General features: G+C 67.8%; 20 protein-coding genes and 1 tRNA gene. 8 read left to right on the top strand and 13 right to left on the bottom strand.

Translation table 11 applies throughout. The annotated features are described in order from the left end of the window. Nucleotides 1-60 precede the first annotated feature (60 nt). From B7L05_RS11510 to B7L05_RS11495, 4 genes are read right to left on the bottom strand one after another with little or no spacing between them, the layout of a single operon-like run. Nucleotides 61-1,089 (bottom strand): LacI family DNA-binding transcriptional regulator, encoded by a 1,029-nt coding sequence (locus B7L05_RS11510; RefSeq protein ID WP_085810398.1) that lies wholly within the window; start codon nucleotides 1,087-1,089, stop codon nucleotides 61-63. After that, nucleotides 1,086-2,054 (bottom strand): GDP-L-fucose synthase, encoded by a 969-nt coding sequence (locus tag B7L05_RS11505; protein ID WP_085810397.1) that lies wholly within the window; start codon nucleotides 2,052-2,054, stop codon nucleotides 1,086-1,088. Before B7L05_RS11505 ends, B7L05_RS11510 begins: the two co-directional genes overlap by 4 nt. Nucleotide 2,055: 1 nt before the next feature. Beyond that, nucleotides 2,056-3,123 (bottom strand): GDP-mannose 4,6-dehydratase, encoded by a 1,068-nt coding sequence (gene gmd / locus B7L05_RS11500; RefSeq protein ID WP_218776008.1) that lies wholly within the window; start codon nucleotides 3,121-3,123, stop codon nucleotides 2,056-2,058. Nucleotides 3,124-3,159: 36 nt separating this feature from the next. After that, nucleotides 3,160-3,837 (bottom strand): uracil-DNA glycosylase, encoded by a 678-nt coding sequence (locus tag B7L05_RS11495; RefSeq protein WP_085810395.1) that lies wholly within the window; start codon nucleotides 3,835-3,837, stop codon nucleotides 3,160-3,162. A 23-nt stretch (nucleotides 3,838-3,860) separates the two neighbouring features. Here B7L05_RS11495 and folK point away from each other — a divergent pair, with 23 nt between their 5' ends. Both folK and B7L05_RS11485 read left to right on the top strand, forming a co-directional pair. Further along, on the top strand, nucleotides 3,861-4,370 hold the full coding sequence (folK, locus tag B7L05_RS11490; RefSeq protein WP_085810394.1) for a 2-amino-4-hydroxy-6-hydroxymethyldihydropteridine diphosphokinase: 510 nt from the start codon (nucleotides 3,861-3,863) through the stop codon (nucleotides 4,368-4,370). Then, a tRNA-Lys gene (locus B7L05_RS11485) sits at nucleotides 4,361-4,436 on the top strand. Before folK ends, B7L05_RS11485 begins: the two co-directional genes overlap by 10 nt. Before the next feature lie 11 nt (nucleotides 4,437-4,447). On the opposite strand, the gene aguB is transcribed toward B7L05_RS11485, so the two are convergent. Both aguB and B7L05_RS11475 read right to left on the bottom strand, forming a co-directional pair. Beyond that, the gene (aguB, locus tag B7L05_RS11480; protein ID WP_085810393.1) at nucleotides 4,448-5,308 is read right to left on the bottom strand and encodes an N-carbamoylputrescine amidase; all 861 of its coding nucleotides are present in this window, start codon (nucleotides 5,306-5,308) and stop codon (nucleotides 4,448-4,450) included. A gap of 52 nt (nucleotides 5,309-5,360) precedes the next feature. Next, a complete protein-coding gene (locus B7L05_RS11475; RefSeq protein ID WP_085810392.1) occupies nucleotides 5,361-6,143 on the bottom strand; it encodes an SDR family NAD(P)-dependent oxidoreductase in 783 nt (260 codons plus the stop codon). Between the two features lie 265 nt (nucleotides 6,144-6,408). Here B7L05_RS11475 and B7L05_RS11470 point away from each other — a divergent pair, with 265 nt between their 5' ends. Together B7L05_RS11470 and B7L05_RS11465 are read left to right on the top strand one after the other, a co-directional pair. Continuing rightward, nucleotides 6,409-6,963 (top strand): fasciclin domain-containing protein, encoded by a 555-nt coding sequence (locus tag B7L05_RS11470; RefSeq protein WP_085810391.1) that lies wholly within the window; start codon nucleotides 6,409-6,411, stop codon nucleotides 6,961-6,963. A 450-nt stretch (nucleotides 6,964-7,413) separates the two neighbouring features. Further along, nucleotides 7,414-7,944 carry a hypothetical protein gene (locus tag B7L05_RS11465; protein ID WP_144037242.1) on the top strand — a complete coding sequence of 177 codons (531 nt, stop codon included), beginning with the start codon at nucleotides 7,414-7,416 and terminating at the stop codon, nucleotides 7,942-7,944. A 1-nt stretch (nucleotide 7,945) separates the two neighbouring features. Here B7L05_RS11465 and hutH read toward each other — a convergent pair whose 3' ends face one another. From hutH to B7L05_RS11435, 6 genes are all read right to left on the bottom strand, one after another. Beyond that, nucleotides 7,946-9,475 carry a histidine ammonia-lyase gene (hutH, locus tag B7L05_RS11460; protein WP_085810389.1) on the bottom strand — a complete coding sequence of 510 codons (1,530 nt, stop codon included), beginning with the start codon at nucleotides 9,473-9,475 and terminating at the stop codon, nucleotides 7,946-7,948. Between the two features lie 72 nt (nucleotides 9,476-9,547). Then, on the bottom strand, nucleotides 9,548-12,007 hold the full coding sequence (gene gyrB, locus B7L05_RS11455; RefSeq protein WP_085810560.1) for a DNA topoisomerase (ATP-hydrolyzing) subunit B: 2,460 nt from the start codon (nucleotides 12,005-12,007) through the stop codon (nucleotides 9,548-9,550). A gap of 61 nt (nucleotides 12,008-12,068) precedes the next feature. Beyond that, nucleotides 12,069-13,331, bottom strand: coding sequence for an MFS transporter (locus B7L05_RS11450; protein ID WP_179187197.1), 1,263 nt, complete (start codon nucleotides 13,329-13,331; stop codon nucleotides 12,069-12,071). A 68-nt stretch (nucleotides 13,332-13,399) separates the two neighbouring features. After that, nucleotides 13,400-14,176 carry an OmpA family protein gene (locus tag B7L05_RS11445; protein WP_085810387.1) on the bottom strand — a complete coding sequence of 259 codons (777 nt, stop codon included), beginning with the start codon at nucleotides 14,174-14,176 and terminating at the stop codon, nucleotides 13,400-13,402. Nucleotides 14,177-14,263: 87 nt separating this feature from the next. After that, complete coding sequence (recF, locus tag B7L05_RS11440; protein ID WP_085810386.1) at nucleotides 14,264-15,307, bottom strand: DNA replication/repair protein RecF; 1,044 nt, start codon at nucleotides 15,305-15,307, stop codon at nucleotides 14,264-14,266. 81 nt (nucleotides 15,308-15,388) lie between these two features. Beyond that, entirely contained in the window at nucleotides 15,389-16,183 is a 795-nt protein-coding gene (locus B7L05_RS11435; RefSeq protein ID WP_085810385.1) for a Coq4 family protein, read from the bottom strand. A gap of 105 nt (nucleotides 16,184-16,288) precedes the next feature. On the opposite strand from B7L05_RS11435, the gene B7L05_RS11430 reads away from it, so the two are divergent. Beyond that, nucleotides 16,289-16,984, top strand: a complete 696-nt coding sequence (locus tag B7L05_RS11430) for an HAD family hydrolase (RefSeq protein WP_085810384.1) — start codon at nucleotides 16,289-16,291, stop codon at nucleotides 16,982-16,984. On the opposite strand, the gene B7L05_RS11425 is transcribed toward B7L05_RS11430, so the two are convergent. Continuing rightward, nucleotides 16,985-18,406 carry a sigma-54 dependent transcriptional regulator gene (locus B7L05_RS11425; protein WP_085810383.1) on the bottom strand — a complete coding sequence of 474 codons (1,422 nt, stop codon included), beginning with the start codon at nucleotides 18,404-18,406 and terminating at the stop codon, nucleotides 16,985-16,987. Between the two features lie 124 nt (nucleotides 18,407-18,530). Between B7L05_RS11425 and B7L05_RS11420 the strand changes: the two genes are divergently transcribed. The 3 genes from B7L05_RS11420 to B7L05_RS11410 all read left to right on the top strand — a co-directional run bounded on the left by B7L05_RS11420 (nucleotide 18,531) and on the right by B7L05_RS11410 (nucleotide 20,203). Beyond that, nucleotides 18,531-18,665: an aa3-type cytochrome c oxidase subunit IV gene (locus B7L05_RS11420; protein WP_085810382.1), complete on the top strand. Its 135-nt coding sequence runs from the start codon at nucleotides 18,531-18,533 to the stop codon at nucleotides 18,663-18,665. 3 nt (nucleotides 18,666-18,668) lie between these two features. Beyond that, the gene (locus B7L05_RS11415; protein ID WP_085810381.1) at nucleotides 18,669-19,793 is read left to right on the top strand and encodes an NAD(P) transhydrogenase subunit alpha; all 1,125 of its coding nucleotides are present in this window, start codon (nucleotides 18,669-18,671) and stop codon (nucleotides 19,791-19,793) included. A 110-nt stretch (nucleotides 19,794-19,903) separates the two neighbouring features. Continuing rightward, nucleotides 19,904-20,203 carry an NAD(P) transhydrogenase subunit alpha gene (locus B7L05_RS11410; protein ID WP_085810380.1) on the top strand — a complete coding sequence of 100 codons (300 nt, stop codon included), beginning with the start codon at nucleotides 19,904-19,906 and terminating at the stop codon, nucleotides 20,201-20,203. Nucleotides 20,204-20,227 lie beyond the last annotated feature (24 nt).

Raw genomic sequence — 20,227 nt, 5'->3', positions numbered from 1 at the left:
GGGCCGACGCAAGCGCTCGCGCGATGCAGGCGGGGCGGATGGCGGAAGGAAGCGTGTGTCTCAGCGCGTAGCCGACGGCGCGCTGCTCTCGCGGATGACCAGTCGCATCGGGACGCTCGGCGACGGTGGCGGCTGGTCCTCGATGAGGCTGATGAGCGTCGCAACCAGTGCGGCTCCCGCCGCGGCGCTGTCCTGCTCGACGGTGGTGAGCGGCGGCGAGACGTGGCTGGCCGACAGGATGCCGTCAAACCCGACTAGCGCGATATCGGCGGGAATCGCCTTTTCGCTCAACCGGGCGGCCCGGATCGCGCCGATCGCCAGCAGATCGGAGGCCGCGAAGATCGCATCGATCCGCGGGTGCGCGGCGAGCAACGCCAGCGTTGCCGCGCAGCCTTCTTCCTCGCGTGACGAAGCGGGCCGGTGGGGCGCTTCAATGAGATCCATCTTCGATCGTTGGAGCGCGTCGAAATAGCCTTGCCGCCGGTCGGCATAGGCCGTCTGTCGTTCCCATCCGCCGCCGAGGAACGCGATCCGCGTCCGACCGCCGTCGATCATGTGCTGAACTGCCATCGCGGCGCCGCTGCGATTGTCGCATCGCACGGTCGGCAGGGCGTCATCGGGTGCGCCCCAGCAGACGACATGCTCGCCGGCCGCCGCTGCGCCGGCATAGAATGTCCAGGCGGCATCGTTGCGAGCGCTGCCGACCACGATGATCCCGTCGGCGTCGCCGCCCTGGCGAAAGCCGGCGCGGAACGTGTCGGGTGAACTCTGAAACGATACTAGTGTATCGTAGCCGCGCTCGGCCGCCGCCGCGGCGATCGCGCCGAGCAGGACGAGGTAGAAGGGGTTGGCCGCTGCGCGCGGCTGATCGGGCATGCCGAGGATGACGACGGCGAGGACCCCCGTCTTGCCGAAGCGCAGCTTCGATCCGCGCCGGTCGAGCCGGTAGTCAAGCTGCCGCGCCGCCTCGGCGACGCGCGCCCGCGTTTCGGCGCTGACGGAAGGATCGTCGCGCAGCGCGCGTGACACGGTGGGTTGCGACACCCCGGCCGCGGCGGCGACGTCGCGCGAGGTCGTACGGCGGATCATCGCGGCGTGGCGGCGCCACTCGCCGGCTGGTCGCGCAAGAACGCGGCGTACGCGCTCGCGATGCCGTCGGGGAGGGCGATGCGCCGGTGCCAGCCCTGGTTGGTGAGCAGTGCGCTATCCATCAGCTTGCGCGGTGTGCCGTCGGGTTTGGTGGGATCGGTGACGATGCGGCCGGTGAAGCCGATGGCGTCGCATACCATCTGCGCGAGTTCGAAGATGGTGACGTCGCTGCCCGAGCCGACGTTGACGTGGCCGTCGTCGGAATAGGTGCGCATCAGGAACACGCAGGCGTCGGCAAGGTCGTCGACGTGGAGGAACTCGCGTCGCGGCGTGCCGGTGCCCCAGATCTCGATGCTGTCGGCACCGGCCAGCTTCGCCTCGTGCGCCTTGCGGATCAGCGCGGGCAGGACGTGGCTGCCTTTCAGGTCGTAATTGTCGCCGGGCCCGTAGAGGTTGGTCGGCATCGCCGAGATGAAATCACGCCCGTGCTGGCGGCGGTACGCCTGCGCGAGCTTGATCCCGGCGATCTTGGCGATCGCATACCATTCGTTGGTCGGCTCGAGCGGGCCGGTGAGCAGCGCGTCCTCGGTGATCGGCTGGGGGGCCATCTTGGGGTAGATGCACGAGGAACCGAGGAACAGCAGCTTCTCGACGCCGTGCACGTGCGCCGCCTCGATCACGTTCGCCTCGATCATGAGGTTGTCGTAGAGGAAGTCGGCCGGAAAGCTGTCGTTCGCGAGGATCCCGCCGACCTTGGCAGCCGCGAGGAACACCGCGTCGGGCTGGTTCGCCGCGAACCACGCGCGCACCGCCGCCTGGTCCTTGAGGTCGAGCTCTGCGCGCCCGGCGGTGAGCACTTCGCAGTGTTCGGACGCGAGCCGGCGCACGATCGCCGAGCCGACCATGCCGCGGTGCCCGGCGACGAACACGCGCTTGCCGGCAAGGTCATAGGGCTGCCCGATCATCTCAGGCGCCCTTGCCGATCGGCGCGGTCTTCATCACCTCGAGGTCGGCCATCACCATCTCGCGCGCTAGATCGCGCGGGCTTGTCTCGTGCACCCAGCCGAGCTTCTCCTTCGCCTTGGTCGGATCGCCGATCAGCAGGTCGACCTCGGTCGGGCGGAAGTAGCGCGGGTCGACCTCGACGAGGCACTTGCCCGTCTCGGTGCAATAGCCCTTCTCCTCGACGCCCTCGCCGTCCCACCGCAGGGTGATGCCGGCATCGGCGAACGCCCATTCGACAAAGGTGCGTACCGGCGTCGTCTCGCCCGTCGCCAGCACATAATCGTCCGCCTGGTCCTGCTGCAGCATCAGCCACATGCCGCGCACATATTCGCGCGCATGGCCCCAGTCGCGCTTGGCATCGAGGTTGCCGAGGTACAGCTTCTCCTGCCGCCCGAGCTTGATCGCCGCGACCGCGCGGGTGATCTTGCGTGTGACGAACGTCTCGCCGCGCAGCGGGCTCTCGTGGTTGAACAGGATGCCGTTCGACGCGTGCATGCCGTACGCCTCACGGTAGTTCACCACGATCCAATAAGCGTAGAGCTTCGCCGCGGCGTAGGGCGAGCGCGGATAGAAGGGCGTCGTCTCGCGCTGCGGCACCTCCTGGACGAGGCCGTAGAGCTCCGACGTCGAGGCCTGGTAGAAGCGGCAGGTCTTCTCCATGCCGAGGATGCGGATCGCCTCGAGCAGGCGCAGCGTCCCGATGCCGTCGGCGTTGGCGGTATATTCGGGCGTCTCGAAGCTCACCGCGACATGGCTCTGCGCGGCGAGGTTGTAGATCTCGTTCGGCTGCGTCTGCTGCACCAGCCGGATGAGATTGGTCGAATCGGTCAGGTCGCCGTAATGCAGGTGGAAGCGCGCGTTCTCCTCGTGCGGATCCTGGTAGATGTTCTCGATCCGACCCGTGTTGAACGACGACGAACGACGCTTCACACCGTGGACGCGATATCCCTTCAAAAGCAAAAGTTCGGACAGATATGCGCCATCCTGCCCCGTCACGCCGGTGATCAAGGCGACTTTGCAATCCTTCACGATCGACCCTCCCTTGTCCCGGCGCCTACGGCCTCGTCAGGCGGGCGACAAGGCGGGGGTATCGCGTAGCGCGATCGCGCGGGCGAAGACGGCTTCGAACATGTCGGCGGTGAGGCGGCCGGTGTTCTGATTGTAGCGCGAGCAATGATAGCTATCGATCAGGATCCGCCCGTCGGGCATGCGGTGCTCGGCGAGGTGGCCGAACTTGGCTTTGGGCAACTTGCCGCCGAGTGCCTTTACCGCCGACTGGTGCGCGATCTGGCCGAGCGCGATGAACACCCGCGCGTTCGGCAGCGCAGCCAGCGGCGATTCAAGAAAGGGGCGGCAGGTGCGAATTTCCTCGGGCGTCGGCTTGTTCTCGGGCGGAAGGCAGCGGACGGCATTGACCAGCATTGCCTGTCTCAGGACGAGGCCATCGTCGGGCCGTGCGTCGAATACTCCCTCGCTGAACCCGAACTTGGCGAGCGTGGCGTAGAGCAGCTCTCCCGCATAATCGCCGGTGAAGGGGCGGCCGGTGCGGTTGGCGCCGTGCTTGCCCGGGGCGAGACCGACGATGACGAGCCAGGCGTCGGGATCGCCGAAGGCGGGGACGGGGGCGTTCCACCAATCCGGATAGTCGGCCTGCAACGTGTGGCGAAAGGCGACGAGGCGCGGGCAGCGCGGGCAATCGCGCGGCGGCTCGGTAGCGGGAAGCGGGGAGGGTGCGAAGTTCATCGCGGTGCGATACGCCGCGCGGCATGACCCGCTCAACCTATGTCGTCGCGCTCGGCTCGAATCGGCACGGCCGGCATGGTGGGCCGGTAGCGGAAGTGGCGGCAGCGCTCGACGCTTTGCGGGCGATCGGCACGGTCACGGCGTCGCGCACGATCACCAGCGCGCCGATCGGTCCGTCGCTGCGCCGGTTCTGCAACGCGGTCGCGATCGTCCGCAGCGCCGACGAACCGCGCGACATGCTGCGCCGGCTGAAGGCGATCGAGCGCGCGTTCGGGCGGCGGCGCGGCGCGCGTTGGTCGGCGCGGGTGATCGATCTCGACATCGTCCTCTGGTCGGGCGGGGCGTTCCGCGCTGCCGAGCTGGTGATCCCGCACCGCCTGTTCCGCGACCGCGATTTCGTGCTGCGTCCGCTGCTCGATATCGCGCCCCATTGGCGCGATCCGATCACAGGCCTGAGCGTGCGTCAGCTTCACGCCCGGTTGACCCGCCGCCGCGCGCTCCCTAGGCGCGACTTCGCTGGTGCGGGTCCGTAGCTCAGTCGGTAGAGCAAGCGACTTTTAATCGAGAGGTCCCGGGTTCGAGCCCCGGCGGACCCACCAGCGTCCCCCGCTTAAATATCGGCCACCAGTCGCCCGTAGAGTTCAGGGCGCCGATCGCGGAAGAAGCCGAAGGCGGCGCGGTGGCGCTTGACCCGATCTAGATTAAGCGTCGCGGTGATGACGCCCTCTTCCTCGCGCCCGAGCTCCGCCAGCATGTCGCCGCGCTCGTCGCAGATGAAGCTGGTGCCGTAGAACGTCTGGCCGTGTTCTACGCCGACCCGGTTCGCTGCCACCACGGGCACGACGTTCGACACCGCGTGGCCGACCATCGCGCGTCGCCACAGCCGCGCGGTGTCGAGCGAGGTGTCGTGCGGCTCGCTACCGATCGCGGTCGGATAGAACAGCACCTCAGCGCCCATCAGCATCATCGCGCGGGCGGTCTCGGGATACCATTGATCCCAGCAGATGCCGACGCCGAGCTTCGCGGCATTGGCGGCAGAGGGGCCGTCCCACACCTTGAACCCGGTGTTGCCGGGACGGAAATAGAACTTCTCCTCGTAGCCGGGGCCGTCGGGGATGTGGCTCTTGCGATAAACGCCCTGGATACGGCCATCGGGGCCGATCATCGCGAGGCTGTTGTAGTGGTGCGGCCCGTCGGCCTCGAAGAAGCTCGTTGGGATATGCACCTTGAGCTCGGCCGCCAGCGCCTGCATCGCGCGCACCGCCTTGTGCTCGGCGGTCGGCTTGGCAGTGGCAAACAGCCCTTCGTCCTCAACGCGGCAGAAATATTCTCCCTCGAACAATTCGGGGGGAAGGATCACCTGCGCGTCCTTCGCCGCGGCCTCGCGCACAAGGCGGGAGACGTTCGCGATATTGGCATCGATATCGGCGGAGAAGGCGAGCTGCAGCGCAGCGACGGTGATCTCGGTCATGCGCGGCCATGTAGGCGATGCCGCTGACGCCCGCCACCTCCGGCGACGGCTATCAGAAGATCGTGTAGCCGCCGTCGACCGTGAACGTATCGCCGGTGTGGAAGCGCGACGCGTCGGAGGCGAGATAGACCGCGAGGCCGCCAAAATCCTCCGGCTCGCCCCAGCGGCGCATCGGCACGCGGCCGATTACCTTATCATTGAACTTATCGTTGCCCTGTGCGCGCGCGGTCATGTCGGTGGCGATCCAGCCGGGAAGGACGGCGTTGGCGCGGATCTCATACCGGGCGTACTCGACAGCGAGCCCGCGGATCATCGGCAGCAGCGCGCCCTTGGTCGCGGCATAGGCCTGGTTGCGCGGCGCACCGTGGATCGCCGAGGTAGACGATGTCGCGAGCAGCGAGCCGCCGCGGTCACCCTTCTCGGCGCGTGCCACCATGTGGCGGGCGGCGGCGCGCAGCGTCCAGAACACGCCGTCGAGGTTCACCGCGAGCACGCGCCGCCACAGATCGGTCGTCATCTCGTGAAACGACGGCGCACCTTCGCCCACACCGGCGTTCGCCGCGACGAAGTCCAAACGGCCGAACATTTCGGCGGCGCGATCGACCGCCGCGTCCACCGCGGCCTCGTCCGACACTTCGACACGCTCGACGTGGACGCGGCCGCCGTGCGCGGACAGACGCGCCTCGGCCGCCGCGTTCTTCGCCGGATTGTTACCCCAGACGACCACCGCCGCGCCGGCCTGCGCCAGCGCGTCCGCCATGCCGATGCCGATGCCGCCATTCCCGCCGGTGATCAGCGCGACCTTGCCGGTCAGATCGAAAGGGGCATAGGCCATGGTCAACTCTCCTGTTTGTTCTGGCGATACCCTAGCCGCGGAAAACGGCGCGATGCCAGTTGTCTGGCGCATTCACCGTGCAATCGGCGAAAGCTGGATACCTTCCGGCGGCTATGCCGCGGGTCGCGATCGATCGCGAACAATGCGAGTGTGGCGACAGAAATTGACCTAAATTAATTTTTCTTCGCGCGCCTCTAAATGGCCGTTTCGAACGTATCTCGCTTCAGCGTCGCAACCCCCCGGCGCGAGAAACAAGGAAAGCCTGATGACGAAGTTCACTCTGCGCGGCGCGATCGCGGCCGCCGCCCTGCTGGCCGCCGGCCCCGCACCCGCGGCCCCGAAGAACCCGATGGTCGGCGGCGCAGCGATGTATCCGACCAAGACGATCGTCGAGAATGCGGCGCAATCGAAGGACCATACGACGCTGGTCGCCGCGGTGCAGGCGGCGGGCCTCGCCGAAACGCTGTCCGGCCCCGGCCCGTTCACCGTGTTCGCGCCGACCAACGCCGCCTTTGCCAAGCTGCCCGCGGGCACCGTCGACACGCTGGTGAAGCCGGAAAACAAGGCGCAGCTGACGAACATCCTGACCTATCATGTCGTCTCCGGCACGATGACGTCGAAGGATCTCGCCAAGGCGATCAAGGCCGGCAACGGCAAGGCGACGCTCACCACGGTGCAGGGCGAGCCGCTGACCGCATCGATGATGGGCAAGCGCATCATGCTGACCGATGCGAAGGGCGGCATGAGCCATGTGACGATCGCGGACGTCAAGCAGTCCAACGGCGTGATTCACGTCGTCGACGGCGTGCTGATGCCGTAACCGCCTGATAATCCGGGCGGCGCGGCTTGCACCGCCCGGATATTGGCTATCGAAGGCCGTTATTTTCGGGATGCCGTTCTGCGGCCATGCGCCGGCCACGGGTTCGGTGAACATCAAAGCATCGGAGGCAGTGTTTCGGGCGCCGTGCCACCCGGCAATGGAAAATATCGGCAGAAACGTGGATCGGCGGCAGTCCGTCGCCAAACGACATCTTGTCGTGATTCACGTGGGCGACAGATTGCCAAGGCCTGCGTCGTCCTTTGCCACGGGCCGCGATCATCTGACCGAGCGTCACAGCGATCAACGCAAATGCCGGAGCGAGGCGTGACCATCTAGTTCCGTGAACCCGCGCAGAGCCATAAGTAGTTAACTGCCTGATTATGGAACGTGTTGCAGTTTAATGCTTTAGTCCTGCAGCGGCGACTGCTCGCCGGCGGTGAGGAGGCTGTTATGCGGATCGCGGTTTGGATGTCACTGGCGATGGTGGCCGCGGCGCCGGCGGCGGCGCAGACGATCGCGCCGGGTTATGGCTACCCCGGGAATTTCGGCGGCTCAGCGAACCCTAGTGCGCAGCTTTCGACGCAGGTCGATCCCAACGCTGGCGGCAGGTGGGTGGGGCCGACGCGATCGGCACGCGCGATGATCGATGCCGGTCGCTATGCGGAGGCGGCGCGAATATTGTCCAGTCCGGGCGTCGTGCAGGGCAAGGACACGCGCTTCCTGAAGGGCGTATCACTGCTCGCGCTCGGTGATGCCAATGCGGCGCGGCGCAACTTCCGACAGGCCGCGCGCGCCGACAATTATCGCGAACCGGCGTATCTCACCGGCCTCGCCGCTGCCGAGTTGAAGCTCGGCAACCAAGCGGCAGCGCGCGGGATATTGGACACGTTGCGCACACAGCAGGCACAGTGCGACGGCACATGCACGCGCGCCGCGTCGCTCGACCGGGCAGTGACGGCGCTCGGCCGCGCGCTAAACTGATCTAGTCTAGCCCGGGTAGCACGCCGGCAAGCGTGACCAGGGCGCCGGTGGCGACGAGGTCGGTCGCAGCGGCCATATCGGGTGCCATGTGACGGTCGTCGATCAAGGTTGGTACGCGACGGCGCAGCGCAGCGCGTATTGCCTCTACCGGCGCGCTCGACGTGAATGGCGCGTGGAAATCGCAGCCCTGCGCCGCGGCGAGCAGTTCGATGCCCAGGATCGCGTCGACGTTCGCGACCATCGGCATCAGCCGGCGCGCGCCGTGCGCGGCCATCGACACGTGATCCTCCTGATTGGCGGAGGTCGGAATCGAGTCGACGCTGGCAAGATAGGCGCGCTGCTTGTTCTCGCTGACGAGCGCTGCGGCGGTGACCTGCGGGATCATGAACCCCGAGTTTAGCCCGGGCTTCGGCGTGAGGAAGGCGGGGAGGCCGGACAGCGCCGGATCAACGAGCATCGCGATGCGGCGTTCGGCGAGGCTGCCGATCTCGCACAACGCAAGCGCGATCATGTCGGCGGCGAACGCAACCGGCTCGGCATGGAAGTTGCCGCCAGACAGTGCCTCGTCGCTCGCGCCGTCCACACCGGCGAAGATCAGCGGATTGTCGCTGACGCCGTTCGCCTCGGTGACGAGCGTCGCCGCCGCCTGGCGCAGCAGATCGAGCACGGCACCCATCACCTGCGGCTGGCAGCGCAGGCAATAAGGGTCCTGCACCCGTGCATCGTCGATCCGGTGACTGGCGCGGATCGCCGAGCCTTCCATCAACCGGCGCAGCGCGTCGGCGGTATCGATCTGGCCGCGGTGGCGGCGTAGCGCGTGGATCCGCGGATCGAACGGTGCGTCCGATCCCTTCGCCGCCTCGGTCGCGACGATGCCGGTGACGAGCGCCGATCGGTACAGCCGTTCGGCTTCGAAGAGCGCCGCGAGCGCGTAGGCGGTGCTGAACTGCGTGCCGTTGAGCAGTGCCAGCCCCTCCTTGGGCCCGAGCGATAGCGGGATAAGGCCAGCGTGCTCAAGCCCGCGGTCGGCAGGAACGACGGCGCCGTCGACGATCATCTCGCCGACGCCGATCATCGTCGCGGCCATATGCGCGAGCGGCGCGAGATCGCCGCTCGCACCGACCGAACCCTGCGCAGGGACGAGCGGCGTCAGCCCTTTCGCCAGAAGCGCTTCGAGCAGCGCGATCGTTTCCGGACGGACACCCGACGCGCCCTGGGCGAGGCTGGCGAGCTTCAGCGCCATCATCAGCCGCGCAACCGGAACCGGCATCGGATCGCCGACGCCGGCGGCATGGCTGAGCACGATGTTGCGCTGGAGCGTCGCCAGATCTTCGGCATGGATGCGCACGCTGGCGAGCTTACCGAAGCCGGTGTTGATCCCGTAGACGGGCGCGCCGTTCGCGACGATCCGCGCGACCGCCGCGGCACTTTCGGCGATCGCCGGGTGGCAGGCGGGATCGAGCCGCGGCGTCGCGCCGCTATAAATGGCGCGCCAGCCGGCATAGCCGACCGCGCCAGGAGAGAGGATCATGGCAAACCGCTCATGTAGAAGTTCAAGGCGTGGCGCGCGGCGTCGTCTCGACCGTCCGCGCGCCCTGCCGGATCAGACGTCGAGGTTGGCGACGCTGAGCGCATTGTCCTGGATGAACTCGCGCCGCGGCTCGACGATGTCGCCCATCAGCCGCGTGAAGATCTCGTCGGCGACATCGGCCTGATCGATCGCGACGCGCAGCATCGTGCGGTTGGTGGGGTCGAGCGTCGTCTCCCACAGCTGCTCGGCATTCATCTCACCGAGGCCCTTGTAGCGCTGGATCGACAGCCCCTTGCGACCGATGCCGAGCACCGCGTCGAGCAGCTGCGTCGGGCGCGCGACGAGTGTTTCGCCCTTGCCGATAGTGACGCCTTCCTCCTCGTCCCCGGCAGCCTCGGTAGCGGCCGACTTGAGCGGCACCAGCTTCGAGGCGTGCGCGTAAGTATCGGCCTGTTCCGATGCCACGGCGTGCAGCTTGCGCGCCTCCGCCGACGCGACGAAGGCCGCTTCGATCACGTGGTGGTCGGTGACGCCGCGCCAGACGCGTTCGAAGTGGAATCCGCCCTCGTCGGTCATCGTCGCGGACCAGCGGGCGTCGGCATCACCCTGATCGAGGCGGCGCGTGATCTCGGCAAGGCGTGCGGCTCGCGCCGTCCGGTCGATCTCGGGATCGAGCGCGCCGCCGAGCGCGAGCCCTTCGATGATCGTCGGATCGTAGCGCCGCGGGGCATAGCGCATCAGCGTGCGCATACGACGGGCGTGATCGACGAGGTGCTTCAGCGCGTCGCCCGAGCCGATACCGTCGAGCGCCGTCGCGGTGACGCCGGCATCGACGAGGTAATCCTCGAGCGCCTTCTCATCCTTGAGGTACACTTCCGAGCGGCCCCGCGTCGCCTTGTAGAGCGGCGGCTGCGCGATGTAGAGGTGCCCCTTCTCGATGATCTCGGGCATCTGGCGATAGAAGAACGTCAGCAGCAGCGTGCGGATATGCGCGCCGTCGACGTCGGCGTCGGTCATGATGACGATCTTGTGGTAGCGCAGCTTCTCGAGCTTGAAGTCGTCGCGTCCGATGCCGGTGCCCATCGCCTGGATGAGCGTGCCGATCTCCTTCGAGCCGAGCATGCGATCGAAGCGCGCGCGCTCGACGTTGAGGATCTTGCCGCGCAGCGGGAGGATCGCCTGGAAATGCCGATCGCGCCCCTGCTTCGCCGAGCCGCCCGCTGAATCGCCTTCGACAAGGAACAGCTCGGATTTCGCCGGATCCTTCTCCTGGCAGTCGGCGAGCTTGCCGGGCAGCGAGGCGATGCCCATCACCGACTTGCGGCTCGCCTCGCGCGCCTTCTTCGCTGCTTCGCGCGCGGCGGCGGCGTCGATCACCTTCTGGATGATCTGGCGCGCGTTCTGCGGGTTCTCCTCCAGCCAATCGGCCATCTTGTCGGCGAGCAGGCTCTCGAGCGGCTGGCGCACCTCGGAGCTGACGAGCTTGTCCTTAGTCTGTGACGAGAACTTCGGATCGGGCAGCTTGACCGAGACGATCGCGGTCAGCCCCTCGCGCATGTCGTCGCCCGTCAGGCTGACCTTCTCCTTCTTGAGGATGCCCGACTTCTCGGCGTAATTGTTGAGCGTGCGCGTCAGCGCCGAGCGGAAGGCAGCAAGGTGCGTCCCGCCGTCACGCTGCGGGATGTTGTTGGTGAAGCACAGGACGTTCTCGTAATAACTGTCATTCCACTCCAGCGCGACGTCGATGCCGATGTCGTCGCGGTGCCCGGAGATGGCGATCGGCTCGGGGAACAGCGCCGCCTTGGTGCGATCGAGCCACTTCACGAACGCCGCGATGCCGCCCTCGTAATAGAGTTCGACCGTCTTGGGTTCCTCGTGCCGCGCATCGGTGAGGAACAGGCGGACGCCCGAGTTGAGGAAGGCGAGTTCGCGATAGCGATGCTCGAGCTTGTCGAAATCGAACTCGGTGATCTTGAACGTGGCGGGCGAGGGCAGGAAGGTAACGCGCGTGCCCTTCATGCCCTCCGCCGTGCCGACGACCTTGAGCGGGTCGACGGCATCGCCGTGCGCGAAGCGCATGTAATGTTCCTGCCCGTCGCGCCAGATGGTAAGATCAAGCCATTCGGACAGCGCGTTGACGACCGAGACGCCGACGCCGTGCAGCCCGCCCGACACCTTGTAGGCGTTGTCGTCCGACGTATTCTCGAACTTACCGCCGGCGTGCAGCTGCGTCATGATGACTTCGGCGGCAGACACGCCCTCTTCGGGGTGGATGCCGGTCGGGATGCCGCGCCCGTTGTCGGTGACGCTGACCGATCCGTCGGCGTTGAGCGTAATGTCGATCCGGTCGCAATGACCAGCGAGCGCTTCGTCGATCGCATTGTCCGACACCTCGAACACCATGTGGTGCAGGCCCGAGCCGTCGTCGGTATCGCCGATGTACATGCCGGGACGCTTGCGGACCGCGTCTAGCCCCTTCAGCACCTTGATCGAGGAGGCGCCGTAATCGTTGGAATTCTGCTGTTCAGCCATGCTGAGCATATAGGCATTGCGGCGCCGCAACGAAAGCGAAATGGCGGCGCAACGGCGGGCGTCAGGCAGGCATTGCGGCGGCCTGAACGTGTGGTAGGGGGCGTTCGCGCAGCGAGAGGAAGAGAAGCGCCGTGATCCCCAGCGCGACCGCCGCGACGACGAGCGCGATGTCGTAGCCGCCCGTTGCATCGTGGAGCCGGCCGAAGGCGGTGATGCCGCTCGCCGTGCCGATCAGCGAGATCATGATGAGCAGGCCGTAGACCTCGCCATAGGCGCGGATGCCGAACAGGCGGGCAGTCAGAAACGGCAGCAGATCGTGCTCGGCGCCGTTCATCAGCCCGCCGAGGAACACGAGCGTGAGGAGCAGCGCGAGGCCGGGCTGCGGCAGTTGCAGCGCGACGAACGCGAGGCAGGAGATCGCCGCAAAGACCGCGGCGGTGACGCGCGGCGGGAAGCGATCGACCAGCGCGCCCATGACGAGTCGTCCGACGACTTGGCTGGCGGCGAAGCTCGTCACCAAAAGTGCTGCCTCGGCAGCGCTCAGCCCGCGATCCACGCCGAACGGCACCAGCGAGGTGACCAGCCCGACGCTCGCCACGTTGATGAGCGCGCCGCACAGTCCAAGCCGCCAGTATCGCCCGTCGCGCCGCGTCTCGCTGCCCGTCATTCCTTCGACCGGGATCGCGGCGCGCGCGTCGTCCGGATCGGGCCGGGTGGGGCCGGCGGGTACGCCGCGCAGCAGGAGCAGTACCGCGGGCAGCGCCGCCGCGCCGACGGCGGCGCACAAGGCAAGGAACCCGACGCGCCAGCCGTAGCTGGTGATGACGAGGCCAAGGACGGGCGCCAGCGCAAGCGAGGTGATCGAGATGCCCGACGTGGCGATGCCGAGCGCCATGCCCCGGTGCTTCTCGAACCTGAGCGCGATGAGCTTCCCATAGACGATCGCGCTGGTGCCGGGAACGGCGAGGGCTAGGCCGAAGACTAGCGCCTGATATTGCCACAACGGCCCAGTCATCGCCGAAAGACCAGCGTAGACGAGCGCGAGCAGCGCCATGCCGAGCACGATCATCAGCCGTACGCCCCAGCGATCGACGAGGCGGCCGAGGAACGGCACCAGCAGCCCGCCAAGCAGCCCAAGGCCGGCGGCAGTCGCAATATCGCCGCGGCTCCAGCCGAATTCGGCGATCGGCCCGACGACGAACAGGCTCGACAGGTTCTGGAACAGCCCCGGCCCGAAGCCGATGCCGATCATCGCCGCGGCCACCACCGGCCAACCGCGCGCCCACTCGCCGGCTGCTGCCGGTCGATCTAGATTGCTCTCCATCACGCGACCGTAGCGCCGCGCTTGCCGGCGTCCACCCCTTGACGGGCGGGGCGGACGCCGGTGGTGCGTCATTCGCCAGCCAGACGGTCGGCGCGCTGGCCGAGCAACGTCACCTCGACGCGGCGATTGCGTTGCATGCCCTGCGGCGTCGCGTTGCTGGCAACCGGCTGGCTCTCACCGAAGCCTTCGACCGAGAAGCGCGCGCGCGTGACGCCGAGATCGTCGAATGCGCCCCGCACTGCATCGGCACGACGCAGCGACAGCGACTTGTTGTACGCGTCGGACGCGCGCGAATCGGTATGGCCATCGATCGCCACGCGCACGCCCGGATTGGCGCGCAGATAGGCGGCGAGCGGACGCAGCCGGGCAATCGCGCCCGGGCGCAGCGTCGCGCTGTCGGTGTCGAACAGCACCTGCTCGCTCAGCGTCATCGTCGCGCCGCGTGGCGTTTGGCGAAAGCCGTAGTCGCGCATCGCGCGGCGATCCCAGGCGATCGGGCCGCGTGCCGGTTCCTCGACGGCGACCACATAGGTCGAATCGCGACGGTCCCAGTTGAAGCGCGGACGATCGGCGCCGGCAATCTGGATAAAGGTACGGTTGGCAAGCGCTGCCTCGCGACGGCCGATCACGCGATCGCCATTGAGATCGAAGTTGCGCATCACGAAAGCCCGGCCACGGACCGAGGCGCGCAGCTCGGGGATCAGCATCGGCACGCCCGGGCCGACGAGCCGCCACGCACCGCTGCCCGGGCGCCCGCCACTCCAGTCCCAGCTGCGTTGCGCTTCGGCTGGCGCGGCACCGGTCATCGCGGCAAAGCCCAGCGTGGCGAGGATAAGGGTACGCATCACATTCCTCCATCGTAGCCCCCGCTACGACGGCGTCACTGCGCGCCCGTGCTTGAACCCTGCCTGAGACCGATCGACAGCCGGCATTCAGCCGAGCGCGATGCGCGTCGCGTCCGCGCCGATCGCGTCGAACAATTGCGGCTCCGTGCCGGTCATCCACACCTGCGCGTGCCCGGCCAAGCGCGCGAACAGCGCCGCGCGGCGTGCCGGATCGAGATGTGCGGCAATCTCGTCGAGCAGCAGGATCGGCGGCTGCCCGCGCCGCGCGCCGACCAGATCGGCGTGGGCAAGGACGATGCCGAGCAGCAGCGCCTTCTGTTCCCCGGTCGAGGCCTGTGCGGCAGGAATCGCCTTGTCGCAATGCATGACAGTGAGATCGGCGCGGTGCGGGCCGGTGAGGGTGCGCCCTGCCGCCGCGTCGCGCGCGCGGCCGTCACGCAGCGCATGGAGCAGCGCCGCCTCGTCCCCCGTCCATCCATCGAGCGCGAGCGTCGCGCGCGGGAAATCGGCGGCGGCCTGGTCAGCAAGCCGCGTCGAAACGGCCGCTACGGTCTCGCGGCGCGCGGCATCGATCGCGGCGCCGTGCTGCGCCATCTGCACCTCGAGCGCCGACAGCCAACCGCGATCGGGCGCTTCGTCGGCAAGCAGCTTGTTGCGCGCGCGCATCGCCGCATCGTAGCGCGTCGCCTCGTGCGCGTGAGACGGCGCGAGCGCGAGCGTCAGGCGATCGAGGAAGCGCCGCCGTTCGCCCGCCGGCTCGACGAACAGCCGGTCCATCGCGGGCGTAAGCCACAGGATCGAGAGCCACTCGGCGAGCGCATTCGCCGCGGCGGTCGCACCGTTGATCCGCACTACGCGGCGCTCGGGCGCGGAGGCGAGCGTGCCGGTGGCGATCTGCGTCGTATCGTCGAGCGTGGCGGCGATGCCGAACCCGCCGGGCCCGTCGCGGCGCGCAACATCGCCCAGCATCGCGCGGCGCAGTCCCCGTCCGGGAGACAGCAGCGATACCGCCTCGAGTACATTCGTCTTCCCGGCGCCGTTCGGGCCGGTGAGGACGACGAAGCCGCCGCCCGGCTCGAGCGCGAGCGCCGCGTGATTGCGCGTATCGGTGAGAACGAGCCGGCGAAGCATCCGGCCGGCATGTGGCGGGCGCGCGCGCAATAGGCAATCCGCCGGCGCCGCCCGAGCAGATCAGGCGGCGCCGCGGCGATGTTAGGCGGCGAGCCGCTCGGGCTCCGCCGCCTCTTCGCGACGCGCGCTGAGGTACGAAGCCATTTCCTCGCCAAGTTCGCGCTGTGCGCGCTTGTACATCACCGGCTCGGTGAGGCCGAGGCGCTTGCGCGCGGCGCCGAGCGGCTCGTGCATCAGCTGCAGCACGTCCTCGCCGGCGAGCCACTTAGCTTGCTTGCCGCGCTTGTACCCTTCGGCGACCGCGCGCGCGAAGAGCGTGTTCTTGGTGACGCCAAAGCTCTTGAGCGCCGCCGCGCTGCCGATAAACGCCCAGCCAAGCCCGCCGACCTGCGCGTAGCTGAACGCGACCAGCGCCGCCTCGCCCAGGCTCTCGTCCGCCTTATAGCCGGTCAGCACGTGCCAGATATCGTGCATGTCGCGCGTACGGCGGCCGAACCAGGCGTAGGGATGTTCGATCTCGGCATTGTCGTTGCCGACCTTGCTGACCTCGACGAGGCCGTCGGCCGAATAGCCCGTGCTGTCGAGGAAGTCGCGATAGGCGGCGCCGACGGTGCCGGGAGCAAAGGTATCCACCCACGACCGATCGGAGAAACGCTCGGCGAGATTGGCCTGCTCCAGCGCGATGCGGCCGCCATTCTCGGTCTCGAGCAGCTTGGCATAGCCCCATTCGGTGCTGCCGGTGTTGAGCGCGCGCATGATGCGGAACACCTGCACCGTATCGTCGCCATTATTCAGCAGCTTCTTGATCGCGTCGAAGGCGGTGCGCCAGTCGCGCTTGCCCGTCGTGCCGGGGAAGGGGGGAAGCTTGGCGGCCATCGATACTGCTCCTTATTGACAGGTGTGTCAGTAATTGCGGTTGACGTTTTCGTCAAGGCTCCGTGATGCTTTCGCGCCGCTGAAGCCGGAGATATCAGGCGCCGTATGCCGATCGACCTCATCTGCCTCGATGCCGACGACACGCTGTGGCACAACATGCGTTTCTTCGCCGCGGCGGAAGAGGCGTTCGTCGCGATGCTGGCGCCGTTTGCGGAAGCGGGCATCGCACGCGACACGCTCGCAGAAGTCGAGGTGCGCAACCTGCCGCTGTACGGCTACGGCGCGAAGAGCTTCACGCTGTCGATGATCGAGACCGCGCTTGAGCTTGGCGGTGCAGCATTGCCCGCGAAGGCGGTGCGCCAGATCCTCGACGCCGGGCGGACGCTGCTGGCGCATCCGGTGGAACTGCTCGACGGGATCGAGGACACGCTCGATCGGCTCGCAGCGCTCGGGCGACTGGTACTGGTGACCAAGGGCGATCTGCTGCACCAGGAGATGAAGCTTGCCGCCTCCGGGCTCGGCGAGCGTTTCGCCGGCATCGAGATCGTCAGCGACAAGCAGCCGGCGACCTTCATGCGTCTGTTCGCGCGCCACGGCGTCGCGCCGGAGCGGGCGGTGATGGCGGGCGATTCGATGCGCTCGGACGTGCTGCCCGCGCTCGCTGCCGGGGCGTGGGCCGCCTATGTGCCGCAGGACGGCGGCTGGAGCCACGAGGCTGCGCCGCCGCCGGTCGACGCCGCGCGGTTCCGCCAGCTTACCAGCCTCGCCGAGCTGCCAGAATGGATCGCGAGGATCGACTGATCAGGCGGCGTTCTCGATGCCGAGTTCGCTGAGTTTGCGGTAGAGCGTCGAGCGCCCGATCCCCAGCCGCCGCGCCACTTCGGTCATGCGGCCGCGGTAGTGGCCGATCGCCAGACGGATAACGTCGGCCTCGATCTCTTCGAGCGCGCGCAGATTGCCGTCGGCACGGAACAGCGTGACACCGCCCGATGTCGCCATCTGCTGTAGCTGCGGCGCACGGCTGCGGCGCGCGCTGTAGGTCGCGATCTGTGGGAAATCGGCGCGGGTCAGCGCATCGCCCTCGCACAACACCGCAGCGCGGAAGAGCGCGTTCTGCAACTGGCGGACGTTGCCGGGCCATTCATAGTCGACGAGCAGCGCCAGCGCGTCGTCGGTAATGCCTAGCTCCTTGAGCCCTGGCTGCTGCGCGATCCGCGCCAGCAGGTGGCGGGCCAGCGCGGGAATATCCTGCGCGCGCTCGCGCAGCGGCGGGATCGGGACCTGCACCAGGTTGAGCCGATAGTAGAGATCCTCGCGGAAGGTCCCGGCCTCCACCTCATCGGCGAGACGTTTGTTGGTCGCCGCGATGATCCGGACGTCGACCTCGCGCGGGTGGCGCGCGCCGAGCGGGTGGATCTCGCCCGCTTGCAGCACGCGCAGCAGTCGCGCCTGTGCCTCGAGCGGCATCTCGCCTACCTCATCGAGGAAGATCGTGCCGCCATCGGCTTCGACGAACTTGCCGATCTTGCGCTCGAACGCACCAGTGAATGCGCCGGGTTCGTGGCCGAACAGCTCGCTCTCGATCTGATTCGCCGGCAGCGCGCCGCAGTTGACGGTCACCATCGGCTTCTTGGCGCGCGGGCTGGCGGCGTGCACCGCTTCCGCGACGACTTCCTTGCCGACGCCGCTCTCGCCCTCGATCAGAACCGCGACGCGTGCGCGCGCCGCCTTCGCCGCGATCGCCAACGCGGCGCGGAATTGCGGTGCCGATCCGACGATCTCGTCGAAGCCGAGCATCGCCGGAATCTTCTCGGTCAGCGGCCGCAGCTCGCCGGCCTGTGTTCCCGCGACCGCTGCGTCCAGCGCGCGCAGCATCCGTTCGGGGGCGAGCGGCTTGACGAGGAAGTCCGTAGCCCCTGCGCGCATCGCGTTCACCGCGTGGCTGACGGAGCCGTTGGCGGTGAGCACCAGGATCGGAAGCGCAGGCCGGCGCGCGCGCAGCTCCGCGATCAGGGCGGAGGCGTCGTCATCCTCGCCCCAGTGATCGAACAGGATCGCATCGAGCTGCATCCCGTCCTGCGTGCCAAGCATCGCGATCGCCGTATCGGAATCGCCAGCGAATAGCGTGCGCCAGCCGCCGCGGGCGGCAAGCGCCGCCACCAGCCGCCGCTGCGCAGGCTCGTCGTCGATCAGCATCAGCATGCGCTGGCCGTTGCGCGTCATCTGTCGTCCCGCCTCATCCGACCGGCTTTAGGACGCCGAAGTAAAAGCTCGCTTAAGCAGGGTTGAGGCGGGCAGGGCCCCCGGATAAGAGCGGGGCATACAAGTGTGGAACAAGAGGGTGACCATGGCCGATCACGGTGCGCAGTCCAACGACATCAAGGCGCATGCCGCGACCTACGAGGGCGTCATGGGGCTGATGAAGTGGGGCACGGTCGCCTGCGTCATCGTCGCTGCGTTCGTGGTCTGGCTGATCGCCTAACCGATGAAGATCGCTGTCCTCAAGGAGGGGGCGGACGGCGAACGGCGGGTGGCGGCGACACCGGAGACGGTGAAGAAGTTCACAGCGCTCGGTGCCGATCTGGCCGTCGAGACGGGCGCCGGTGCTGCGGCGTCGATCACTGATCAAGCCTATGCTGATGCCGGGGCGACGGTGGCGGATCGTGCCGCAGTCCTGGCGGGCGCGGAGATCGTTCTGGGCGTGCAGGGCCCCGAGCCTGCGTCGCTTGCCGGCATGAAGCCGGGCGCATGGCTCGTCGCCGGGCTCAATCCCTTTGGTGAGCGCGCGCGCGTCGACGGCTATGCCGCGGCGGGGATCGAGGCGCTGGCGATGGAGTTCATGCCGCGCATCACCCGCGCGCAGTCGATGGACATCCTGTCTTCGCAGTCGAACCTGTCGGGGTACAAGGCGGTGCTCGACGCGGCGGGCGAATATGGCCGCGCCTTTCCGATGATGATGACCGCCGCCGGTACGGTGTCGGCCGCCAAGGTCTTCGTGATGGGCGTCGGCGTCGCCGGTCTGCAGGCGATCGCCACCGCGCGCCGGCTCGGCGCACAGGTATCGGCGACCGACGTGCGATCCGCGACCAAGGAACAGATCCAGTCGCTCGGCGCGAAGCCGATCTTCGTCGAGAATGTGAAGGGCATCGAGGGCGAGGGCTCGGGCGGCTACGCGACCGAGATGAGCGCCGAATATCAGGCGGCGCAGGCCGAGCTGGTATCGTCGCACATCGCCAAGCAGGACATCGTCATCACCACCGCGCTGATCCCGGGACGCCCGGCGCCGCGGCTGATCAGCGACGCGCAGATCGCGACGATGCGCGCGGGCAGCGTAATCGTCGACCTCGCCGTCGAGCAGGGCGGGAACGTCGAGGGTGCGGTCGCCGGCCAAGTGATCGAGCGGCATGGCGTCAAGATCGTCGGGCATCGCAACGTGCCGTCGCGGCTCGCGGCGGACGCCTCGGCGCTGTTCGCGCGCAACCTGTTCAACTTCCTGTCCGCCTTCTGGGACAAGGAGGCTGGGCGGCCGGTGCTCGATGCGGAGATCGGCGACGCGGTGCGACTGACTCAGGGCGGTAAGGTCGTCAACGAACGGCTGCTGGGCGCCTAATGCCCGCGCTCGGCACCTTTATGAACCGGTGCAAGCAGCGTTAAGACGTTTCGAACAGGCGTGCCGCGGTCTCGACGATCGTATCGTGCGCGCCGGGTGAGGAGGGGAAGTTGAGCTTCATCGCGATCCTGTCGATCTTCGTATTGGCGTGCTTCGTCGGCTATTTCGTCGTCTGGTCGGTGACGCCGGCGCTGCACACGCCGCTGATGGCGGTGACCAACGCGATCTCCTCCGTCATCATTGTCGGCGCGCTGATCGCCGCGGCGGCGAGCGGCAGCCCGAGTGCCAAATGGCTGGGGCTACTCGGCGTCGTGCTGGCCAGCATCAACATCTTCGGCGGCTTCGCCGTCACGCAGCGTATGCTCGCGATGTACAAGAAGAAGGATCGGCCGGCGGCTGCGAAGCACTGATCGGCACACCGGCGGCGCGCGCCG

It is taken from the genome of Sphingomonas sp. TZW2008 (assembly GCF_002117915.1).
GTDB lineage: Bacteria > Pseudomonadota > Alphaproteobacteria > Sphingomonadales > Sphingomonadaceae > Sphingomonas.
This window is presented reverse-complemented; position numbering and strand designations above follow the sequence as displayed.